The organism is Clostridium sp. UBA4548, assembly GCF_002387895.1.
Taxonomy (GTDB): domain Bacteria; phylum Bacillota; class Clostridia; order Clostridiales; family Clostridiaceae; genus Clostridium_J.
In genome coordinates this window covers 280,072-304,827 of the sequence record NZ_DGLI01000021.1, presented here as the reverse complement: position 1 = coordinate 304,827, position 24,756 = coordinate 280,072, and the positions used below count along the sequence as shown (strand labels likewise).

The window sequence follows — 24,756 nt, the reverse complement described above, 5'->3', positions numbered from 1 at the left end:
ATATTTATTTCAACTCACTTCCATCTAGATTAAATCTCCTAGCTCCTTTATACTGTCCTGAAGAAACTTTAAAGTAAGGAACGCTATCATGATATGTGCTACCTGGATGATACTGAACATATTCACCATTAGTCGCTCCACTCTTGCTTAGATTTCTTATTGACATTCCTCCACCTTCTTCAAAAGGTATTCCAGCTTTCCTACCTTGTCCTAATGGTTCAACACTCCAGCCTTCTTTTCTAGCCAACTCAGCTAGTTGCTGTGGTTTCAATCTAGTTACATTACTTGGAACATCCAGTATGTCTTTCATAGAGCTAACTCCACTTTCCCATTGAACATTATTAGCACCATATGTCTCTTTAAAATAACTGTTCCAGTCTTCACCTGTAATTAGTTTTCTTTGAGGTTCAGCCACCCCTTTTGTAACAGGTTTTAATCCTGCATCCTTTGGATTCTTAATTTGAATTTTAGGGTTACCCTCCACCTCAGTATTATTAGTGGTATTTTGTGGTAAAGGCTTGCTGGTTTGTGATATAGGGGCTAAATAATTCGCTCCAATAGAAGCTCCACCAGTTACCATTGCGAACATTAAATCATAGTCTTCATTGCTTATTCCTACGTTGCTTGCTAGCTCTCTTGTCGGATTCACCCCAAATAGTCCACCGGATATTTCTGATGCGCCCATTGCCGTTGCTGTAGTTCCAAGAGCTGCAGTACCTATTGCAACTATTCCCATTTCTAAGGCTCCGGCTGCTAATGCTGGAAGTATAACCGGTGCTGCTATAGTTATAGCTGCTACTCCTGCTACAACTGCTACTACTCCTGTTGCTACTTTTATTATATTATCACTATATTTATAGACTTGGCTTGCTACATATTGAGCTCCTTCACAGCCCTTCTTTATAGTATCCATTGCTAGTCTTACAACTTCATTGGGGTGACTTATGGTTGAAATTACTGGCTTTGCTAATTGTACCATCTTATTTGCTGTGTTTTTTATATTTTCTTTAGCTGATGAAATCTTTTGCTCTGCCTCTGTGACAAAAGACTTCGCTTTTTCTTTTGTTGAGTTAAACCATCGTTTACCAGTATCATATACATAGTTATAGGCCTTTTTAGCATGTTCCCAAACATTAGATGCAACATCTTCCACATAAGATACTACTTTTGATACAGTATCCATTGCCTTACTTGCAAAATTCTTTACAGATGATGCCGCCTTATCAAGCCATCCTGGCCAATGTCCACTTGGATCTGTATACATCATAGGATTATTTAATGCATAAGCATACCTGTTTAGGGTTAATGGTTGCATTACATCTCCTAGATAACTATCTCTTGTTAAGAATCTTCCACTCTCTGGTTCATAGTATCTTGCTCTTAGGTATTCTAAACCACTAAGCCTATTATAATCTTCTCCATTATATCCATAGAAGTTTTCATAATGGGTTCCATTACTTCCCCAGAACCCTCCGTGCTTTACTTCTCCATATGGGTCGTATCTATATTTATCTCTTACTTGTCCTAAAGAATTCGTTGTATTTGCTACACTACCGCGTCCATCATACAAGTAGAATAATGGATCAGTCTTAGCATCACTATTTGGCGATAGTTTATCTACTGATATTCTATCTAAACCATAAGTATAGGCATTAGTATAGTTTCCATTTGCATCTGATGTCATCAGTACTTCTGGATTTTCTAGTGATACATCATTGATATAATTTATTATCTCATAATTTTCTGGAGTTCCTATAGGGTCTTGGTTTCCTGGATTCTTTGGATGCTCTGCTCTCTTATACCAGCCTAAATGCTTTCCATTATTACCCTTGCCCTTTCCTTTTCCATTATTGTCTTTATCTTTATCCTTGTCTTTGTCTTTATCTTTTCCGTTATCCTTACCATTTCCCTTGCCATTATTTTTACCGTTTCCGTTGTCCTCATTACTTTCATTCTCTTTATCGCCCTTTGCTCCGAAGAAGGTTCCACTTGATGCTTGTTCTTCACTAGAACCTCCAAATAACCACTTAAAGAAGTCTACTATGCTGTCCACTGCTTTCTTAACTAAATTTACTATATAGTCAACTGCAGCCTTTATACTTTCTCCAAGGTTTGAGAAGAAGGATTTATCAGTTTTAGCTTCTTCTTTTACGTCTCCTTTAGACTCTTCTTTAGCTTCTGGGGCTTTGATATCTTCCTTAGAATTATCAGCCGTTGCTTCTTTACTAACTTCTCCATTAGTGTCAGAGGCGGTTTCTATTTTTTCTTCAGGGCTGATAGTACTTCTGTTAGTTGCCCTAGCTATTGCTAAGTCTTGATGAGGATTTATTCCCTTCTCATGGCCATAGTGATTTCCGTTATCAGGGTTTTGTGGTATTTCTACCTTTGAATTGTTATCCTTTGGTGGGTTACCACCAGAGTTTGAACCATTATTAGAAGTATTATCTTCTGAAGTTGATCCATCCTCGGAGGAATCATCACTTCCACTATCTTCATCCTTATCTGGTTGAGGTTTGAAATATTCACCATAAGTTGAGAACAATCTATTGCCGTCACTATCATATCCAAAAGTAAGTACTTCTCCCTTTGGATTAGTAAGCTGAACTAGTCTATCTTCTAAATCATACTCATAGTACTCTACTTTATGACCAGGACGAATCTTTTTAAGTCTGTTTCCATTCTTATCATACTCATATTTTATGTTAGTGTCTTCAGTTTTTTCACTAACCAGCTCATCACCAGCATTGTAGCTATAGGTAGTGATTTCAGCCTCTTCATCCTCATCTTTTACTTGTACTGCTATACGGTTACCTGCTTTATCATAGCTATAATCATATTTTTTAGTTTCAACTTTTCCATCCTCTTCATGACTTTCCTCAGTAAAGGAGGTTATTTCATTTGATCCATCATAGCTATAAGTTCTTACATAGCTTTCATCTCCATTTACAGCCTTTTCCTTTATGATGTTTCCAGTGTTATCATACTCATATTCAAAGCTGGATATGAGAACTCCATCCTTACTGATGTTTTCAAGCTTAATGATTCTATCTGCTCCATCATAACTGTAAATTACTTTAGTACCATTTGGAAGTAAGGCTTCCTTTCTTCTTCCTGCACTATCATAAGTATAATAGGTTTTCTCACCATTCCAGTTTTCTGTATAAGTCAATCTATCTAGAGCATCATAGTTGTATTTTACATAATTTCCATCTGGATAGATTACCTTAGACTTTCTTCCAAGGCTGTCAAACTTATAGGCTACTTCTTCACCTAAAGAGAAGCTAACTAAAGTAAGTCTTCCCATCTTGTCATAGCTATAGTCCGTTTCACCTTCTGCACCTATCATCTTAGTACGGTTTCCGCTTATGTCATACTCAAAGCTTACATCTTGGTCTTTTATCTTATCGCCTTCTGAATCCTTATATTCCTTTGAAACTAACCTGTTAAGCTTGTCATAATCGTAGTTTGTTTTTGTTCCATCAGGTTTTATATGGCTTGATAAGGTTCCTACTGGATTGTAAGTAAAGCTTTCTTTTTCTCCAAGTGGATTAGTTACAGAAGTAAGTCTTCCTAATTTATCATGGCTATATTTTGTCTCATTTCCATTACCATTTATCATAGAAATAAGGTTACTTGATTTATCATAGCCATATTTAGTTTCACTGCCTCTTGGATCTGTTACCTTTGCTAATCTATTTAATTCATCGTAAGAGTAAGAAGTTTTATTGCTATTTCCATCAGTTACTGAAGCTAGATTTTGATTCTTATCATAATCATACTTAGTAATTCCTCCTACTGGATTTACTACTTGTGAAATTAAGTTAAGAGCATTATATTTATAACCTGTTTTGCTTCCAATGGCATTAGTAACGGACTCTATCAAGTTATTTTTATTATAAGTATAGTTTGTAGTTTCTCCTAAAGGATTTGTTTCACTCTCAAGATTATTTGCAGCATCATAAGTATATTTATAAGCTCTATCTCCTGGCTGAGTTACCTTAGTTACGTTTCCTAAGGAATCATATTCAATTTTTGTAATATTCCCTTCTGGATCTGTAGCCTTATTAACTCTATCTAAGGCATCATATTCATAAAATCTCATATTCCCATTAGGCTCTTTAAGAGAATTCATATTTCCTGCAGCATTATATCCATAAGAGGTTACATTTCCTACAGTATTCTTTTCTGTTAGTAGTCTGTGCATCTTATCGTAATTGTAAGTTGTAGTGTTACCTTCTGAATCTGACTGCTTTGTTAAATTGCCTAATCCATCATAACCAAAGCTCTTTGAATATCCTTCAGCATCGGTTATGGAGGTTATTCTTTGAACCTGGTCATAAGAATAACTGTAGGTTTCTCCCATAGGGTTAATTTGAGTAATAAGTCTATCATTTAAGTCGTACTGGAACTCTGTTATTCCTCCTAAAGGATCTATCTTCTTTGTTTGTATGCCATGCTTATTGTACTCATAGCTTGTCTTATTTCCTTTAGCATCAATTTCCCCAATCATATTGTTAAGGCTATCGTATTGGTACTTAGTATCAAAACCTAGAGCATCTACCTTCATTTCTAATCTATTTAAGGCATCATACTTATACTGAGTCACATTGTTCATAGGGTCTTGAACCTTTATCAAACTGCCTCTAGCATCATAGGTTAAGTTTGTTGTATTGCCTTTTTCATCAGCAAAGCTGATAAGCCTGTTTAAAGCATCATATTCATACTTTTTAGCTCCGCCCTTTGCATCAGTTGCCTGAGTTAAGTTTTGGTTCTTATCGTATGCATATGAAGTTGAATGGTTTAAAGGATTAATTGCTTTAATAAGATTTCCAATAGCATCATATTCATATTGGTACTTCTTATTTTCAGGTTCTACTTTTTCTGTTATTCTGTTTAACCCATCGTAAGTTATTGTAGTAATCTTGCCTTCTGGGTCTTTAATCTTAACAGTCCTATCTCTCTTGTCATATTCATAAGTAGTTATATTTCCATCCGTGCCAGTCTTGGATATTATATTTCCCGCTAAATCATAGCTGTACTTTATAGTTCTTCCTATTACATCCTTCTGCTCTATAAGTCTTCCCTTGTTATCATATACATTGGTAAGTTTATTTCCTGCAGTATCCTCTTGGCTTATTAGTCTATTCATGGTGTCATAGCTATAACTCTTCTTAACTCCTGCAGCATCAGTTTCAGAAACTAATCTATTGCTTTCATCATATGACATAGCTGCATTGTCACCATTTGGATATACTAAACTGATTAAGTTGCCATTTTTATCGTACTTCATCTGAACAACTTCACCTAAAGCATCAGTTATCTTGGTTTGAAGTCTATTACCATTGTACTCATATACAGTTTCCTTACCTAGTGGGTCTATCATCTTAGCAACATTACCTGCATTATCATAAACATACTGAGTAATATTTTTAAGAGGATCTTCAACAAAGGTTAACCTATTCAATCCATCGTAATTATATATATGTTTACCGCCATTTGGTGAAATCTCTGCTTTCAAATTACCATTTGAATCATACTCATAGGATTTTATGCTTCCAAGTGGATCTGTCACAGCCTTTAGATTACCTGTATCAGTGTAGCTGTACTTTGTAGTTTTTCCTTCTTCATCCGTTAAGGAAGTTAATTGGTTTCTTCCATCATAGGTGTAGCTTACTATATAGCCTAGAGGATCCTTTGTGCTCACTAGATTTCCATTATCATCATAGTTATAGTAGTACTCTCTATTTAAGCTATCCTTCATGTAGGAAATTCTGCCTAAATTATCATAAGTAGTATCAGTGACTACTCCATTTGTATCTGTAAACTGTACTAATCTATATAAATTATCATACTTATACTTCTTAGCATTACCATCAGGCAGTGTCAATTCTAGAAGGTTACCTTCATCATCGTACTTATTAACTAAGGTCTGCCCTTTTGGTCCTACAGTTTTTTCTACCTTATTTACAGCATAATTATAGACATAGGTAGATTGGTTCCCATTAGGATCTGTTACAGAGAGAATATTTCCTAGAGCATCTCTTTGGTAAGTTGTCTCTCCACTTCCACCATCTATTACTTTAATCAATCTGTTTAACTTATCATATTCATAGCTTTTCGCATATCCTGATGGATTTTTTTCTTCTATATTATTGCCATTGGCATCATAAGCATAGGTAGTTATGTTACCAAAAGGATCTATAGATTTAATTATTCTGTTTAGGCTATCATATTCAAACTTTGATACATTTTTGTTACCGTCAGTTACGGAATCTTTGTTATCGTTAGCATCATAGGTATAGGATATGATTCCCCCATCTGGCAAAGTGGTGCTTAATTCATTGCCTTTATCATCATAAGCTATTCTTGTTATCTTACCTAGGGGATCTTCTACAGATATAATTTTCCCCATAGTATTATAGTGATACTTATATACATTTCCCTTTGCATCAGTGGCTTTTGATACATTAGCTCCATCATATTCGTATTTATAAGTCTTTCCTGTTGGGTCCTTTACTGTATCAACTTGGTTCTTGCTATTATAGGTATATTCATAAGTAGACTTATTAGCTTGTGTAGCCTTTATAAGATTTCCATTGCTATCATAAGTCATTGAGGTAGTGTTTCCTTTGAAGTCAGTAATTGCTACAGGATTGTCCTTACTATCATACTCAAAGGTCTTAACCTTTCCGTCAAACCTATGTTCCTTAAGTTTATTTCCTCTGCTGTCATACTCATAAGTAGTAGTATGACCTAAAGCATCTGTAGAGGATTTTACATTGTTATTGTTATCATAGCTTAAGGTTTCTACAGTTCCATCTGGTTTTACGGTTTTAGTTATTCTGTACTGTTCATCATAGTAGTATTGAGTTTTGTTACCATTTGCATCTGTTGTTTCATTGTATCCCTCATGATAACTTATATATATTTTCTTACCCTCAGCATCTTCTTGAACAGTAATACGATTTTGGTCATCGTAAGTGTTAATGATAGGTTTGTTTCCCTTAGCATCATTGAAGGATACCATTCTACCCTTTTCATCATACTGATACTTAGTTTCATGTTTGTTGGCATCTATATAAGAAACTAAATTTCCATTTTCATCATAGCTATACTTTAAAACACTTTGGTTTGGCAGTGTTATTGTACTTATTCTACCTTCCTCATTTAGAGTTATTCCAAAAACCTTTCCTGAAGGAGAAGTTATACTAGTAAGCTTATAATCTTCATTGTAGGCTAACTTTGTAATATTGCCCTTTTCATCAATTTGAGAATCTAAAAGGCCCATTTTGTTAAATATGTATGTGGTTATACCATCAGTTATTTGATAGCCTATATTTTCTCTGGTTTCATCATTTACTAAAGAAAGCTTTAGATTTTGTCCTACAGGTCCACTATAGCTTCCATCACTGCCTTTTCTATAGTAAATAGTACTTCCGTCACCTTGATTGAATATTATGGTTCCATCTGCCAGTGCTGATAGAGATTTATTAAAGTTAAAGTCCCACTTTACCCCAAAATATCCATCATGGGTTTCTTGCATTGCGTTATAGGTTCTTCTTATTAAAAAATTTCCATTATAATCAGTTGTGCTAGCATCATCAGCTTCATATAGAAAGTTACCTGTAAGTAGATTTATTGGCTCGAAGCCGTATATACAATGCTTCTTTCTTCCCATAAGTGCACTATCTATTTCTTTCTTTCTGGCATCTGTTAGAGATGGAGGTGTATATGGCTTACCTGCATTTTTCTTAGGGTTTCTTATAAAAAGAGTATTCCCTTCCACAAGTAGAGTATCTCCAACTCTGTTATCACTCATTATTACAGAATTAGGAACTCCATAAAAGCTTGCTATATACGGTATAGTGTCCTTCATTTGAACTTGATAAATCTGAAAATAATCACTATAACCTGTCTCACTAGTTTGTCCATCTAAGGTGGCCGTAGCCTTAATTCTATAAAGCTGATTTAGCTTAGGTGTCAATATCTTGTCTGCTTGCCAGTTACTGTCCTTTCCCTTATGCACATAAGCCTTAGGGAAGAGGCTTGAATACATAGCACCATCAGGATATTTGTAGATATAGCCAGCCTCAGCACTTCCCTTAAAATCTGGATTTTCAACGTCTAACTCGTAGTTTATTGTAGAACTTGGCTTTACTAATCCATCTATAGAGATTCCATCAACTTTAAGACTTCCTTCACTATCATGCTCAGTAATTGGTCTTAAATTTATATTTGGAGCGCCAAAAGGCATGTTAGTATCTACACCATCTACCAGTTCATATACGATTTGAATTTTTGGTCTTCTTTCTTCAAATGGATTATTTTGTGTTGCAAAAGCTTCACATTGTTGAGTTTCATTTAAATACTATAAAATAAACCCGTTATTTGTCTTTCCATTTATCCAATCATTAACTAAAGTCTTTATATCCCAGCTTATATAATCTTTAGTACCATTTATTATTGCAGAAGAATAAAAAGTTCTATTCTTTGGTTGGTTATTCCAAGTTAACCTGCTTATATCAAAACTTTCGTCTACACTATACAAGCCAACTTCTCTTTCAGCCGTTGAAAAGGCAGTGTATTTAAATATTTGAAAGTTAGCTGACTTTATAGTTGCTTCTTTAGGCATTTCAGCACTGAGGTTTCTGTTAACCTTAACAAAGGTCCTAGTTTTCTGAAGTCCGTTAATTTTATAATCATTATTTCCTGAAGCAACACCATCATCTAGCCCTGCATAGGTATACCCGTTGTTCAAAGTATTAGTATCTGGTGCATTTTCCTCAGCACAAGCTACATTAATATCTCCGCTAAAGATGCTAATTTCAGGGTCAATCTTTACAGGATATGCTCTCTGTGGCGACTTAAGCCAGTCTTCATCCACTGTTACAGTAATAATGTCCTTGCCAAAGGTCTTCTTGTCTAATTTTATGGTTAAATTACTATTGATTTTTCCAGAAGCATCAACCATTAAAGGAGCACTTATAATAAAGATAGGCTCTTTCTTTCCTGGTTCATATCCTCTTATTGAATTCAACTCTTCTTTAAGTGTGACTCCTTTTGCACTGATTTCATACTTAAATGTAGTCTTATCAACATAATAATTTAGTATAATGTCCTCTTTGACACCATTTGATTTGGCAGTGTATTGATAATCTACGCCTTCAAATACATCATTGTACAATATTGCATTTTCTGCAGCTGCACTCCTTGAAAAATCTCCCTCCATAGGGAAGAGAGTTACTGAAGTCTTTCCATTCTGTACTAATATCCCTTTATCCTTTGTAATTTCAGTAGGGAAATTAACCTTATAATCATTTGCTTTATTCTCATAATACCCATCATTTTTTAGCTCTAGGGTATTATCAATCTCTTGATAATTTCCATTCTCATCTTTATAGTTTATTTTATCAAGATAAATGTCCTTTACTTCTGTTTTATTATCCAGCTTATAGGTCATACTATTAGCTGTTCTTTTACTTACTACTTCCGTGTCCTTAGCATAGGTTTTTTCTTTCTTTGGTTTGCTTACGCTTGGTTTTCTAAGAGCCTTTGTAGATTTGTTACTATTCTGATTTGCAGAACTTACTTTTTCAGTTTCCTTGTTGATGTCCTTACCGTAGTATTCTCCCTTTTGCGGCTGGTTTGCTATATTTTCAGCAGCATAGGCAATTGCATCACTTGAAGAAAAAAGTAAATTACAGAAGATCATAAAGATACATATGGCCCTTATTAGAACGTTTCTTTTCATTTCATCCCCCCTAATAAGTCCATAGATATGAGCATATTGAATTTTAGACATGTGAATAGATTTCATTAAATATATAAATGAAATACACCACTTAGGTAACTCGGCTGCCCTAGTATTTACCATACCTTAGGCCCGTAGCTTTGCGTCTTTATCTTTCAATAAATTTGCCTTTATCTATGGTTTTTTGCATAGATGGATAACTTTATCATTGAATTTGTATTTTTAACTCCCTACTAAGAAATCAGCATAGTTTTAAAAATAGCTTTATCCCTAAAGTTGTCCATCATTAATAAAAATACATCCATTTATGGATTAATGCCTTTAGTAATTGGTATATATTTACCATAAAGTTACTAATATACATATAATCCATAATTTAATAATCGTAGTTTTTAGTAATTTATTTAGCATGTGAAAATAAATAACAAGTGAAAGATTAGCTTATTTAGAAATTTTTTACTACCTGAAACATGATAATTTATCTCCTTCAATTCTTCACATAAAAAAACAGGCTGATGTTTATTTCACATCAACCTGCTTTTATGCAGCTACATTATAATATATCAAACTTTACTCTATGATTTCACCATTAGTTCCTATGGTAACTTCTCTATAAGGAACTATGACTCCAGCTTGTAGCATTGCAGTTTTAACTGCGCTTACGATTCCACCACAACATGGCACTTCCATTCTTGCCACTGTGATGCTTTTTATTTTATTATTCATAAGTATTTCAGCTATTTTTTGTCTGTAGTAATCATTATCATCAAGCTTTGGACATCCAATTACAGTGATATGATTTTTAATAAAATCCCTATGGAAATTTGCATAGGCATAAGCTGTACAATCTGCAGCAATTAATAAATTAGCATTATTAAAATATTGTGCATTTGGATGTACAAGTCTTAACTGTACTGGCCATTGCATTAATTCAGAAGTAACCTCTTCCCCCTTAGCTGCTTTAGGCTGAATTTGTGGAGTTAGGGTTATTTTCTTTTCTATGGTTTTAGCCATAGTTCCTGGACATCCACAAGGCATTGTTTTTTCGACCTGCTGTGGCTCCTCTTCCTTTTCTTCTGCCTCCATAGCTTTTTTTGCCATAATTCTCATTTTTACTGCATCATCATCATAAGCTTCTGCTTCTCTCTCAATAATTTCAATTGCATCTGTTGGACAATTAGGAAGGCAATCTCCTAATCCATCACAATAAATATCGCTTATTAATACTGCTTTTCCATCAATTAACTCAATAGCACCCTCATGGCAAGCTGTTACACAAAGTCCACAACCATTACATTTATCTGCATTTATTTCAACAATTCTTCTTTTCATATATTTTTACCCCCAATTTAGTAAAATTAATAAACTAAAACCAAACTAACTAAGAAACCAATATAGTTAAAACTTTTATTAAAACTTACTGAGCATAGCTAATATTACTCTTTATATCCTAATTATATATTTTTTCTTTTAAAGTGTCTGTAACCTATGTTACCCGGCAAACTTTCTTTATAACTTCTATCATATTATATTGGATTTTTATGGGGTGTAATACTTCTAATTCCCATAATTTTGGCTATTACATTCATTGTTATCAACTTATAACCTGAAGTGAATTAGCTCACTTTTCAAGCTCTATTTTATTACTCCTATCTTATAGCTATTAGGAATTTGTTTTATTTCCTCCTCAATAGCTTCATCTGCACAAACAATTGCCACAGTGGCTGGCCCTGCTGACCTATGTACATCAACACTTACATCACCTTCTAAGTTGAAGGCTTTATCATTATTTTTTGCCAGTTCCTGTGCTTCATATAAAATTCCTTTAGATCCAACAGGTACTATTTCATAAACCTCTTCTTTGCCTAATAATTCTTTTAATGTGTGGTACTGAAATATATCTTTATCCTCATAGTAATTTATCTCACTACCTACCTTAGGAGTTCCAATAGAGTAAACTACCCCTCCTGCTTTTATTTTGTTAACTTTAATATCCTTCTTATTTGCAATTCCAATGACAGTGACTCCAAGTCCTGTAGCAAAGGTAGGAAAGTTCTCCTCAGTGCTTCCCCCTAAGGCTATATCCTTTAACCCTGCATTGTGTAGCTCACTTTCTATTCCTTTTATTATCTCTCTTCCCGTTGGCTCCATCTCCGCACATACATTATCTATAACTGTAACTACCTGAGCATTTGCTGCCATAACTTCTAAAAGTCCAACCCTTACACCATACTTACCAGTAATGAAAGGTTCAACCTTTAAAGCATCATACTCCTTATTACCAATACTTCCAATACTATCACAAGCAATTACCATAGATTTTTCTTCATCTATAGAAATAATAATTAAATCTCTTACTTTTTTTATATCCATTATTAACACCTCAAACCATTGAAATACTCTTCTACTAATTATAAACCTTATCTCCCCTAATTCATCAGTTCTATTTTAAAAAATTTAAGTTTAAAACCTATTTCAAGTGTATTTTCTTCAAAGCTGAAGCTTTTGAATCAGGATTTTTATCCCCTATTTTCAGCCCTTTATTTTGCCCACATGGCTGAAACCCGCATAAACACTATATATTCTTATATTCTTTTATTCTTTTATGGTTTTATTTTTATATTGTTATATTGTTATATTGTTATATTGCTATATTGTTCTCCTTATATATTCCTTTATTGTTTTATTCTTACCTTCTTATATTTACATATTGTTTTATTGGTATCTTACTATATTTACTCACCTATTCCTATATGAACTTAAGTTTATCTTTATTTGTCCACTGGCTTATTAGATCCTTATTAAGTTTTTATATTGGCAAAGCCATGGATACTTTACTAAGTACTGCTCTATTCTGTACTCCTCCTATGTCTTTTCTAGTTAAAAGACTACGTAGAGCTTTAATACTTTTGTTAACATGGAAACTTCCTGCAATATAGGTTATAATACATAGATGAAATCATAATGGATAAACATAATTTTTATCTATTTTTAAATACCTTATCCTAATATTAGAAAGTGATGTGATGAAAATGGCTAAAGCCACCTTTAAGGGAAGTATAATGTTAAATCCTGTGCCTGCTGTACTTATTACTTCTAAAAATAAGGAAGGTAAGGATAACGTTTTTACTGTTGGCTGGATAGGAACTGCTTGTACAAAACCCCCTATGATAACTGTAGCCATAAGACCTGAAAGACTTTCCTATACTTATATAAAGGAAACAGAAAACTTTATTGTAAATTTACCTTCAAAGAATTTAGTTAAAGCTGTAGACTATTGTGGTGTGCGTTCTGGAAAGCAAATAGATAAAATTAAAGAAATGGGCTTCACCTTAGAGCCAGGACAACAGGTTTCTTCTTCTATTATTAAGGAATGTCCAATTTCCTTTGAATGCAAAGTTAAATCAATAACTCCTCTTGGTAGCCATGATTTATTTTTAGCAGAAGTTCTTTGTTGTCATGTAGATGAAGAATTAATTGATGATAAGGGTAAAATACATTTTGAACAGGCAGATTTAATTTCTTATTCTCATGGCGAGTATTTCTCTTTAAATAATAAGCCTCTTGGGAAGTTTGGTTATTCTGTAATGAAAAAGAAAGCTTCTCCTAAAAAGAAGACTAAAAATACTAAAAAGTGATAAAACATTTATATATTTGTTTTAACTAAGTTTATACATTTATCATTAGGATTTTTCTTAGGCTATCCTATATGAAGATGAATAATCATTAATGGAACCTACATGATAAACTTATATTAGACATCTTGAAAAATAAATGAGCCAGTATGCTTGTTATTTATTTTCAGATGCCTTAATGATTGAATTAGTATGAAAGGTGTGAATAAAATGAACTTTGTTAAAGTTGCCTCTGCTTGCCCAGTAACAAAGGTGGCTGATGTGGATTTCAACTTAGAAAATATAAAAAAGTGTATTGATGACAGTTTAGCTAAAGAGTGTAAGGTTCTAATCTTTCCCGAACTTTCAATAACCTCTTATACTTGCAGTGACTTATTTCTTCAAAGAAGACTTTTAGATAAAAGTGAAAATGCTTTAGAAAATCTTTGTACTTATTCGGAGCATAAAGATATTCTAATAGCAGTAGGTGCTCCTTTTGAGCATAATAATCTATTATATAATGCAGCTTACATAATCTTTAAAGGTAAACTCCTTGGAATAGTGCCTAAAAGCTATCTTCCAAACTACTCTGAGTTTTATGAAAAACGTTGGTTTAGTAGCGGTTTACATGTGGATACAGATCTTATTGATTTATCCTTCCAAAAGGAAATCCCTTTTGGCACAAACTTAATTTTCACCTGTGGAGATATTAAAATAGCCTTTGAAATTTGTGAGGATCTTTGGGTAACCATTCCTCCAAGTAGTTATTTAAGTATTCTTGGAGCTAACATTATCTGTAACCTTTCTGCTTCCAATGAATTAGTAAGCAAGAGTGATTATAGAAAAAATCTTATTTCCAATCAAAGTGCTAGATGCATGAGTGCTTATGTATACTCTTCCGCTGGAGTCTTTGAATCCACTACAGATTTATTATTCAGCGGTCACTTAATGATTTCTGAAAATGGTTCTACCCTTGCAGAAAATGAAAGATTCCAAAGAGAAAATGAAATTATCACTGGAATTATTGATATAAATAAACTTAAAGCTGAAAGACTTAAAAATGTAAGCTTTAGAGATAGTGTGACTTTTTGTCCTTTTAAAGGAAAGTATATTAACTTTGCCTTTGATAATACAGAAATAAGTACCTTTGATAGATACATAGATAGACATCCTTTTGTTCCTAGCAATGAACATGAACGTGATGTGCGCTGTGAAGAAATCTTTAATATTCAGGCTTCTGCCCTTGCAAAAAGATTTTGTCATACGAATTTAAAGAAAGCAGTAATTGGAATCTCCGGAGGACTAGATTCTACTTTGGCTCTTCTAGTAGTTGTTAAAACCTTTGATATTCTTGGACTTCCAAGAAAGAATATCGTAACTATAACTATGCCTGGCTTTGGAACTACGGATAGAACTTACACCAATGCCCTAGATTTATGTAACCAATTAGGTACGGACTTAAGAGAAATTAATATTGTGGAAGCTTCACTTCAACACTTTAAGGATATAGGTCATCCTGCAGAAGTTCATGATGTTACCTACGAGAATGTTCAAGCAAGAGAAAGAACTCAAATCCTTATGGATTTAGCTAACAAAGAAGGTGGACTTTTAATTGGTACAGGTGACTTATCTGAACTTGCTTTAGGCTGGTGCACTTATAATGGAGACCACATGTCCATGTACTCTGTAAACTGCTCTATTCCTAAAACCCTTGTAAGGTATTTGGTTAAATATGTAGCAGAAAAACAGCTTTCAGGAAAGGTATCAGAAACTCTTCTTGACATTCTAGATACTCCTATAAGTCCTGAACTTCTTCCTAAGGATAAAAATGGAGAAATAACTCAAAAGACTGAAGATATAGTTGGTCCTTATGAACTTCATGACTTCTTCTTGTACTACTTCATAAAACAAGGGGCCACTCCTGAAAAGATACTATTCTTAGCTAAGGCTGCCTTTAGGGACTATTACTCTGAAGAAGAAATTTCTAAATGGCTAAATATGTTCTTAAGACGTTTCTTCACTCAACAATTTAAGCGTTCTTGTCTTCCTGATGGTCCAAAGGTTGGAACCATTAGCTTATCTCCAAGAGGAGATTTAAGAATGCCTTCAGATGCCAGCTATAACGGCTGGATTTAAATAATAATTTCCTAAATAGCTAATAAAAAAATAAAACCTTACTCTGGAACATGGCATTTCAGAGTAAGGTTTTATTTCTATTTAATTATATTTCTAGCAGTCCTTAAAGTTTACATACAATAGATAATATCTAACAACATTTATTATTCTTTTTAGACTTTTGCAAATATTTAATAGCTTCTTCCATATTGTTTTGTTTTATATAGTATTCAGTTAAGCTTAGGTAAACCTTCAATTTTTCATAGAAGTTATTTCCCTTTTCAACAATATTAGCAATTTTATAGTAAACTTCTTCTATATCTTCATTTTTATCTAATTTTTCATAAATCTCTATAAGCTGATAATACCCCTTTAGTAAGTAATTATTATCATTATACCTAGTAGCTAAGTCAATTCCTAATTTCGTTAGAATGATGGCTTCTGTATACAACTCTTTCTTAATATAAACTCTAGACTTATCTATTATGGTATGTGATAAATTAGACTCGTCATTTTCCATCCTTATAGTTTCAGACTTACTAAAAGCCTTAAGACTCTCATCAAATTCATCTTTCTGTAAATAGAGCAATCCAATATTACTGTAAATAAAAGCCTCATCCTTTTTAATAATATCTTTAAAGTTTTCAACTAAAGTTTCTAATATGTCTATAGCTTCATCGATAAGCCCTTTGAATTCAAAGCAATTAGATTTTAATATATTTGCTAAAACATATTTCTCATTATAATCTTCTCTTCCATTAATCATATTTAAATATAAATCAATATTTTTCATTGCTTCATCAAACATCTCTAGCCTTTTATAAGATAAGGCCATATTAAATATAGAATTCATCTCGACTTCACTATCCTTGGAAGCTGCTGCTGATTGTCGTGCTCTATTGTAATATAGCAGGGCTTCTTCATAGTCCAGTTCATTGTATTTGCACATTCCTAATCTATTATTTACATAACATTGTAAAGGTGCCTCATTTATTTCCTTACACACATCTGCTGATTCACTGTAATTTATAAATGCTTCTCCAAATTTGAACTCTTTATATCTTATATCCCCTAAAGTTCTATATGCCTCTGCTTTAATTTTCTTTAAAGAGTATTTTTCTGAAATAGAAATAACTTCCTTAATTTCTTCTTCTGCAGGATTTCTTTTTAATTTATCTTCGCAAAAGCTTCTAGCCTCATCTTCTTCTGACATAAGTAAGTAGTTTTCATCAATATTTAAGGCTATACCTATTTCCTCAGCCCTAGCTTTTAACTTTTCTAATATAAATTTAGCAGTTTTTTTATTTAATCTTCTAGTTCCTACCTCTATCATTCCAAAGTATCCTCTAGTCATGTTCTCATCTTGAAAATCATCTTGCTTCATTCTAAGTTGTTTTCTAATTTTTTTAATTCTTTTCCCTTGTGGTAAAAATTCCATTTAACTCATCCTTTATACTGTATTTTTTCCAACATAATCACTTTTACTAGTGAAATAACCCCTTTATTCTCTCACCCTTTACCACATTTCTTAATACTTTTACCCTTTAACTACACCCTCTGTAATAAGCTAATAGCTATGCATTTAAAAATGAAATTTACAAGTAATATTCTTTATTTATATATATCTACAATTAGTCCTGTTATTTCATCAATAGTTCCTGCTATATCTAAATTTTCCTTTTCTTCACTAAGTAGCATAGCTGTTAACTCTTCAAGCTTCTTATCAACACTTTCTACGGTTACATAATATTGAGTTTGCCAAAAGCTTATATCCTTTTTCACCGAATACATAAAAGCTAGCATGGATTCTAGATATTCTTTTATAGCTCTCTTATATGCTCTAACATCAGCATAACACTTAGACACTGCTAATCTATTCCCCTTATTTTTTATATCCTTAAACATTTGTTTTAATTCTTCTTCTGATTTTTGTTGACGTGCAAAGTTAAAGTTTCTTGTGAAATCACTTTTGCTACTTATGGAGATTCCTTCTTGTTTCACAGGGGTACTTCTTCTTATTTTGGATATTTCCATGTCTTTAACTCCTTTCAAAATATCTTTATTTAAACAGTGAATTATTTATTAACTGTATACAATTATTTCAATTTTACCTCTCTATAACTATTATAATTAATTAATTCAGTTTAATCCAGTAAATTTGCGCCTATAATAAATAAGGTTTATAATTTAGTTATTGATTTTAATACCTAAACCCTTATTGGTGTTTTATTTGGCACCAGTGCAATATTATTTGGCTTTTTACTGATTTAAACATGGAGGTATTTTTAATGAAACGACTATTTATGATGTTCCTAACCTTTTTTAAGATTGGCAGTTTCACTTTTGGTGGAGGTTACGCTATGATACCCCTTATTGAAACTGAAGTTGTTACTAAAAATAAGTGGCTAAGTAAAGAGGAGTTTATAGATGTAATTGTAGTATCTCAAACCTTTCCTGGTGCCCTTGCTGTGAACAGCTGTACTTTTATTGGTTACAAACTAGGTGGCCCCTTTGGTGCTGTTCTTGGTCTACTTGGCGTAGTCCTTCCTTCCTTTATCATTATATTAATTATTGCTATATTTTTTAGTAAGTTTAGAAACTTATATATTGTGGAATTAGTATTTAAGGGAATTAACGCTGCAGTTCCACTTCTTATCTTAGTTGGTGTAAATAGCATTTCTAAGGTAGTAAGTAAGACTTTTAAAAATATTGCAATTGTAGTTGTAACGGTTGCTGCAATTTTAATTTTTGATATAAATCCTGTGTATATTATTTTGGTATCTGGAATTTATGGGATTATTTCTAACAGAAAGAAGGTGGACTAAATGAGTCTATTATTTAAACTATATATAGCCTTTTTGAAGGTTGGTACCTTTGGCTTTGGCGGTGGCTATGCTATGCTTCCCCTTATTCAGAAGGAAATCGTCACTACTAATCAATGGATAAGTCAAAGTGAATTTATTGATATAATTGGTATTTCTCAAATGACGCCTGGTCCCATTGCTATAAATTCAGCTACCTTTGTAGGGTATAGAGTTGGAGGAGTTTTAGGAAGTATTGTTGCAACTTTAGGAGTAGTTACAACTTCTTTTATTTTAGTTTCTTTAGCCTATATATTTTTTAATAAATTTAAAGAATCTCACCTACTGTCTTCTGCCTTATCTGGAATGCGTCCAGCCCTAATTGGCTTAATAATTTCAGTATTTCTCTCATTAGGTTTTGAATCTTATAGAGATTTAAACAGCTTAATTATTGCACTAATTATTGGAGGACTACTTTATAAGACAAAAATTCATCCTATCCTAATCATTGTAATTGCTGGTGTTTTGGGAACCATATTCTACGGACTTATTCCAACTCTCATGGCATAGTTAATATATTTTTATATGTCAGGATAAATTTCCCAAGGTTTTAGCAGTTTAAGCCTTAATCAATAATGTTTAGTGTAAAGAAAATTTGTTAAAACCTATGGACTATTGTTGACATATTGCCTAAAAAAATGTATATATATATTATAGAGATATTTATGAAGCTTATTAAAGGCTTTCAATACAAAATTTAATATAATCCTTTAAAAGTCCTAAGGAAGTCTGTGTATATTTTTATAAGTTAGATTTTAACACTGACTCATTATGTACTTTTATTTATGAGGGAGTAATTAGCACCATTGATTGTGTGGCAAAGTCAACATCGTGACTTTTAAAGTCTGGCTTGCCTTAAATGATGAGACTCATGTATAAAGCAAATTGCATTATACATGAGTCTCTTTTATTTCCATCACTATAAATACTTCCAAGTTTTAAATAAATTGTTAATAGTTATGGTATATTATGGTATAATATTTTCTAATATTAAATTACTAATTTTTTTGCAATTATAAGTTAAATATATAAATAAGTTTAAAATCAAATACTAACTTATAAGTTGAATTTCCTTATAAGAAAAATGTTTTATAAACTTGCTATACTTTTTATCTTGTGCTTCCCTTTTGGAGAAATATTTTTAATTAGTAACTTAATATTGAACTCCTTTCTTTACCCTTAATACTTATAATAAATTAATTTAATGCTGCTTAATAAATATTTTTATAAATAATAAATTTATGTAAGTAAATAATATTTTATGAGGTGATGCTGATGTATTTTAATGAAACTTCTGAAGAAGTAATAAAAAAATTTAGTACAGATAGTGCTAAAGGTCTTACTTCTTCACAGGTAAAGGAACACACTGAAAAGTACGGGTTAAATAAGCTAGCTGCTAAAAAGCCTAAGACAACTCTTCAATTATTTTTAGCTCAGCTAAACGATATTTTAATTTATATCTTAATAGTTGCAGCTATATTATCTGTAGTTGTAGGTCACGAAATTGGTGACGCAGTAATTATCGGTATTGTTATTCTTGTTAATGCTTTTGTTGGAATGATCCAAGAAGCTAAAGCTGAAAAAGCACTTGATGCACTAAAGCAGCTTTCCACTCCAAAAGCTATTGTAAAAAGAGATGGAGAACTTCAAGAAATTCCATCTGAAGAAGTAGTTCCTGGTGATATAGTTATTATTGATGCAGGTAGATTTATTCCATGTGATATTCGACTTATTGAAAGTGCAAACTTAAAAATCGAAGAATCTGCCCTTACTGGAGAGTCTGTACCTGTTGATAAAAACGCTAATTCAGTTTTACATGAAGAAAAAATTTCTCTTGGAGACAAGAAAAACATGGCCTTCATGTCAACTCTAGCAACTTATGGTAGAGGAATTGGTGTAGCAGTAGCCACTGGTATGGATACTGAAATAGGTAAAATTGCTAAGATGTTAGATGAAAGTGAAAATGAGCTTACTCCTCTTCAAAAGAAACTAGAAGAGCTTGGAAAAATTCTTGGTATTGGTGCCATCGTAATTTGTGTGCTTATGTTCACTGTAGGTGTGCTACAAGGTAGAGGCTTTAGTAACATGTTCATGACTTCTATTAGTTTAGCAGTTGCTGCAATTCCAGAAGGTCTTGCTGCTATAGTTACTATAGTTCTTGCTCTAGGTGTTCAAAGAATGATAAAGGAAAATGCTATCATTAGAAAGCTTCCTGCTGTTGAAACCCTAGGTTCTGTAAATATAATTTGTTCAGATAAAACTGGTACTTTAACTCAAAACAAAATGACTGTAGTTAAGTTTTTTGCTGATGATACCTTAGATGATATTTCAAAGCTAAATATTGAAAATAAAACTCAAAGATTGCTATTAGAAAATATTGTGCTTTGTAATGATGCTACTGCTACAGAAACTTCAAAAACTGGTGATCCAACAGAAATTGCTCTGCTAGAAGCTGGTAATATGTTTAACTTGTTTAAAGAAGCTTTAGAAAAAACTCACAAAAGAATGGATGAAATTCCTTTCGATTCAGATAGAAAGCTTATGACCACTGTAAATAATTATGGTGACAACTACTACGTAATGACAAAAGGTGCAACAGATAACCTTTTAACTCTTTGCACAAAGGCTTATATTAACGGTGAAATTGTACCATTAACAGAAGAACTTAAAGGGAAGTTTTTAAAGGCTGCCACTGCAATGTCTGATGACGCTCTTAGAGTTTTAGGTTCTGCCTTTAAGATTGTTCCATCTACTCATATTGAAATAGATGAGCTAGAAAAGGATTTAATCTTCATTGGACTTGTTGGTATGATTGACCCTCCAAGGTTAGAAGTTAAGGATTCTATTGAGCTTTGTAAGCAATCAGGCATTAAGGCAATAATGATTACTGGAGACCATAAGAATACTGCCTTTGCTATAGCTAAAGAACTTCTAATTGCTGATAATATTAATCAAGTTGTTGCGGGTGCTGAGCTTGATAGCATGAATGATGAGGAACTTGCTAATAGAATTGATTCTTTAAGAGTATTCGCTAGAGTTTCTCCTGAACACAAGGTTAGAATAGTTAAAGCCTTTAAAGCTAAAGGAAATATTGTATCCATGACTGGTGACGGTGTTAATGATGCGCCTTCCTTAAAAGCAGCTGATATTGGAGTTGCCATGGGTATTACTGGTACTGACGTTGCAAAAGGTGCTTCAGATATGGTTTTAACTGATGATAACTTCTCTACAATTGTTTCGGCTATAGAAGAAGGTAGAAATATCTTTAACAATATTAAAAAATCTGTAGTGTTCTTAATTTCTTGTAACGCTGGAGAAATAGTTTCTCTATTCCTTGCTATACTTTTAGGATGGGCTGCTCCATTAAATGCTACTCATATTCTTTGGGTAAACTTAATAACAGACTCTTTCCCTGCTCTTGCTCTTGGAGTTGACCCAGGTGATAAGGATGTTATGAAAAAGAAACCAAGAAATCCTAAAGATAGTATCTTTAAAGGTTCTATATTTACCCTATTATTTAATGGTGTGTTAATTGGTATCTTAACCTTAGCTGCCTTCGTTTATGGTGTTCACACTTACGGTGGTGCTGAAGTTACTCTTACAACGGTTGGCGATAATCCAGCTGCTTTAATGCATGCTCAAACCTTAGCTTTCGTTGTATTAAGTGGTACTCAATTAGTTCATGCTCTTAATATGAGAAGTGAGAATAAATCCATATTCAAACTTGGTATATTCTCTAATATGTATATGATTGGTGCAATAATTATTGGTATTGCTCTACAACTTGCAGTAATATACATTACACCAATTGCTGAAATTTTTAAGGTTGTACCTTTAACTTTAGGCGACTGGGGCTTTGTAGCAGCATTAAGCTTAATAGTTCTTGTGCTTAATGAAATATTGAAATTATTTAGACGTAAGTAGTAATTTATTTAAAAATATATAAAACAAAAAAACTGATGAGTTTTCATCAGTTTTTTTATTTTAACTTTGATCCAGTTTCATCTTGGGTTATTAATCCCTTTTTCATAAGACCGCCAAGAGCCCTTTTAAATGCGTTCTTACTAGTGTTAAATTGCTTCTTTATATCTTCTGCATCACTTTTATCATTGTAGGTCATAAAGCCGTCATTTGACTTAATATAGTCTAAAACAATTTCCTCAAGGTCACTCTTCTCTTCAAGTCTTTTTTTTCTTGTAGTAACTTCTATTTTTCCATCTTCAAAATATCTTTTAACTCTAACCTTTAAAGTTTCTCCCATTTTCACCTTTGAAAAACTTTCTTTTGTTAAGATAATTCCTCTATAAATATTTTCAAGAGCAATTACTATGTTACCATTTTTATGAGCCCCATATACAACACCCTCTACTTCTTCTCCGATGTTATAGGTAGTTGTATCATGAAGATGGCTATCCACTCTAGTAGTTGCAGCTATTCTTCCGGTTTTGTCTAAATAAATATAAAATAAATAGCTCTTTCCTACTTCTAAGTCATAGGTAATTTCCTTAAAAGGCACTAGAACGTCTCTTTCTAAACCTATGCTTATAAAATAACCTATTTTAGACTTATCTACCACCTGAAGATATGCTACATCTCCTACCATAGCTTTTGGCATTTTCATAGTAGATATTATCCTATCCTTCGAATCTCTGTAAACAAATACCTCTACTTCTTCTCCTAGCTCTAGTTCCCCTACTGCACTTTTTATAGGTAGCAATATGTCATCTGAAGTTGTTTTGCCATGACCATCTAGGTAATATCCAAAGTCGCTGGTTCTAACAATTTTTAGTTTATTAATCTTTCCTATTTCTATCATATTCTTCTCCTGTTTTATAAATTTTCCCAGTTGATGTAAATATTTAACTTCTCTACAAACTTAGTTAAATATTTCTCCTCAAGTTCTGTGAATCTATTGAGTACTGGACTGTCTATATCTAGCACCCCATAGACTTTATCCTCTTTAATTAGCGGAATTACGATTTCTGAATTAGAAGCACTATCACAAGCAATGTGACCTGGGAACTCATGAACATTAGCTATTCTTTGTATTTTTTTTGTGCTTACTGCTGTGCCACATACTCCATTACCAACTTTTATTCTGTTACAAGCAGGCTTTCCTTGGAAAGGTCCAAGAACAAGTTCACCATTACGCATAAAGTAAAACCCACTCCAGTTTAGTTTATCCATAACTGCATAAATAATTGCACTAGCGTTAGATATGTTAGCGTAAAGATCACTTTCAGAACTTAACTGTCCTTCAAGTAAAATTAACATATATTTATATTTTTCTTCTGTAGTCATTTTATCCAAAGCACCTAATTTAATCACTATTTAACCCTCCTAAACCTTTAAATCAATCTTTATAACTTTTAGCTTCTTTGTTTTTTATTTTAAATAATGAACAAGTTCATTTTGTTAACAGCTTTGGAAGCAGATTTAGACTGCCATCAAAGGAACTTATCTAGACTAAGCAACTACCACTTTAGAAGATGGCGGATTTGAAACTTCCAAAATGCTGTTAAAGCCTAAAGTTTTTTATGTTCTTCTGCCATGTCTAAATAATGAATAGCGGAAGATTTTATAGAAGCTATTTCTTCTGAGCTTAATTCTCTTACTACCTTAGCTGGGGATCCAATACAAAGCACTCCACTAGGAATCTTTTTTCCTTGAGTTACTAAACTTCCAGCTCCTATAATAGTATTCTCGCCAATTTCTGCATTATTTAATATAATTGAACCCATACCTATTAAAACATTGTTATTTATTTTGCACCCGTGTATTACACAGTTATGTCCAATGGTTACATTATCTCCAATTTCTGTTGGGGTGTTAAAATCATTATGTACAGTTGTATTTTCTTGTATGTTTGTATTTTTACCTATGGTAGTGTAATCCATATCACTTCTGATTACAGTTCCATACCATATATTTGCATTATCATCAATACTAACTTGCCCTATTACAGTAGCATTTTCTGCAATAAAACAAGATTCTTTTATGCTAGGCATTTTTCCTTTGTAGCTTTTTATCATAGCTTTCTCCTTTCCAATATCTGTATTAATCATTTGCCAAAATTTATATAAGTTTACCCTTTATTATATCATTAATACTTCGATATAATAAGAATAACCTAAAAATATTTTCAAGTATACTGCTACTATAAAATTTAATTTTAGATAGTTTTATTATTAAATTTAGAGAAAAAAGTAAAAACTTATATTATACATAGTTTTAACTTATAAGGAACCAAATTTAACAGTAAACTTATAATTGGAACCTACTTTGTTTCTCTTAAGGCTTTTTGAAGATAAATAGGTCAATCTTTGACTAAGGAACTCTTTAGCTTTAATGAAACATAAAAAAACTAAACAAATAAAAGCTTACTTTAATACTCTAAAACATGAACATAATTTTA

At 32.6% G+C, this 24,756-nt stretch carries 14 protein-coding genes and 1 riboswitch; of the genes, 5 read left to right on the top strand and 9 right to left on the bottom strand.

Annotated features, from left to right (window positions below; translation table 11 throughout):
* Window positions 1–4: 4 nt before the first annotated feature.
* The 4 genes from B3040_RS07775 to B3040_RS07760 form a co-directional block, all read right to left on the bottom strand.
* A complete protein-coding gene (locus B3040_RS07775; RefSeq protein ID WP_291571892.1) occupies window positions 5–8,254 on the bottom strand; it encodes an RHS repeat-associated core domain-containing protein in 8,250 nt (2,749 codons plus the stop codon).
* Between the two features lie 114 nt (window positions 8,255–8,368).
* A complete protein-coding gene (locus B3040_RS07770) occupies window positions 8,369–9,751 on the bottom strand; it encodes a DNRLRE domain-containing protein (RefSeq protein WP_291571890.1) in 1,383 nt (460 codons plus the stop codon).
* Window positions 9,752–9,842: 91 nt separating this feature from the next.
* Window positions 9,843–9,930: riboswitch (cyclic di-GMP riboswitch) on the bottom strand.
* Window positions 9,931–10,321: 391 nt separating this feature from the next.
* On the bottom strand, window positions 10,322–11,083 hold the full coding sequence (locus B3040_RS07765) for an ATP-binding protein (protein ID WP_291571888.1): 762 nt from the start codon (window positions 11,081–11,083) through the stop codon (window positions 10,322–10,324).
* A 303-nt stretch (window positions 11,084–11,386) separates the two neighbouring features.
* Window positions 11,387–12,124 (bottom strand): AIR synthase related protein, encoded by a 738-nt coding sequence (locus tag B3040_RS07760; protein ID WP_291571886.1) that lies wholly within the window; start codon window positions 12,122–12,124, stop codon window positions 11,387–11,389.
* Between the two features lie 659 nt (window positions 12,125–12,783).
* Between B3040_RS07760 and B3040_RS07755 the strand changes: the two genes are divergently transcribed.
* Window positions 12,784–13,389 (top strand): flavin reductase family protein, encoded by a 606-nt coding sequence (locus B3040_RS07755; protein WP_291572030.1) that lies wholly within the window; start codon window positions 12,784–12,786, stop codon window positions 13,387–13,389.
* A 207-nt stretch (window positions 13,390–13,596) separates the two neighbouring features.
* Window positions 13,597–15,501, top strand: a complete 1,905-nt coding sequence (locus B3040_RS07750; protein WP_291571884.1) for an NAD(+) synthase — start codon at window positions 13,597–13,599, stop codon at window positions 15,499–15,501.
* Window positions 15,502–15,631: 130 nt separating this feature from the next.
* On the opposite strand, the gene B3040_RS07745 is transcribed toward B3040_RS07750, so the two are convergent.
* Both B3040_RS07745 and B3040_RS07740 read right to left on the bottom strand, forming a co-directional pair.
* A complete protein-coding gene (locus B3040_RS07745; RefSeq protein WP_291571882.1) occupies window positions 15,632–16,918 on the bottom strand; it encodes a helix-turn-helix transcriptional regulator in 1,287 nt (428 codons plus the stop codon).
* 173 nt (window positions 16,919–17,091) lie between these two features.
* Complete coding sequence (locus B3040_RS07740) at window positions 17,092–17,514, bottom strand: YaaR family protein (RefSeq protein ID WP_291571880.1); 423 nt, start codon at window positions 17,512–17,514, stop codon at window positions 17,092–17,094.
* Between the two features lie 254 nt (window positions 17,515–17,768).
* Here B3040_RS07740 and B3040_RS07735 point away from each other — a divergent pair, with 254 nt between their 5' ends.
* The 3 genes from B3040_RS07735 (at window position 17,769) to B3040_RS07725 (ending at window position 22,265) form a co-directional block, all read left to right on the top strand.
* Window positions 17,769–18,305 carry a chromate transporter gene (locus B3040_RS07735; protein WP_291571877.1) on the top strand — a complete coding sequence of 179 codons (537 nt, stop codon included), beginning with the start codon at window positions 17,769–17,771 and terminating at the stop codon, window positions 18,303–18,305.
* A complete protein-coding gene (locus B3040_RS07730) occupies window positions 18,306–18,851 on the top strand; it encodes a chromate transporter (protein WP_291571875.1) in 546 nt (181 codons plus the stop codon).
* Between the two features lie 765 nt (window positions 18,852–19,616).
* The gene (locus B3040_RS07725; protein ID WP_291571873.1) at window positions 19,617–22,265 is read left to right on the top strand and encodes a cation-translocating P-type ATPase; all 2,649 of its coding nucleotides are present in this window, start codon (window positions 19,617–19,619) and stop codon (window positions 22,263–22,265) included.
* A 55-nt stretch (window positions 22,266–22,320) separates the two neighbouring features.
* Here the strand turns inward: B3040_RS07725 and B3040_RS07720 are convergent, their stop codons facing one another.
* From B3040_RS07720 to B3040_RS07710, 3 genes are all read right to left on the bottom strand, one after another.
* Window positions 22,321–23,157, bottom strand: a complete 837-nt coding sequence (locus B3040_RS07720) for a CvfB family protein (protein ID WP_291571871.1) — start codon at window positions 23,155–23,157, stop codon at window positions 22,321–22,323.
* 14 nt (window positions 23,158–23,171) lie between these two features.
* Window positions 23,172–23,669, bottom strand: coding sequence for a GAF domain-containing protein (locus B3040_RS07715; RefSeq protein ID WP_414632527.1), 498 nt, complete (start codon window positions 23,667–23,669; stop codon window positions 23,172–23,174).
* 197 nt (window positions 23,670–23,866) lie between these two features.
* Window positions 23,867–24,373, bottom strand: a complete 507-nt coding sequence (locus tag B3040_RS07710; RefSeq protein WP_291572027.1) for a gamma carbonic anhydrase family protein — start codon at window positions 24,371–24,373, stop codon at window positions 23,867–23,869.
* Window positions 24,374–24,756: the final 383 nt, after the last annotated feature.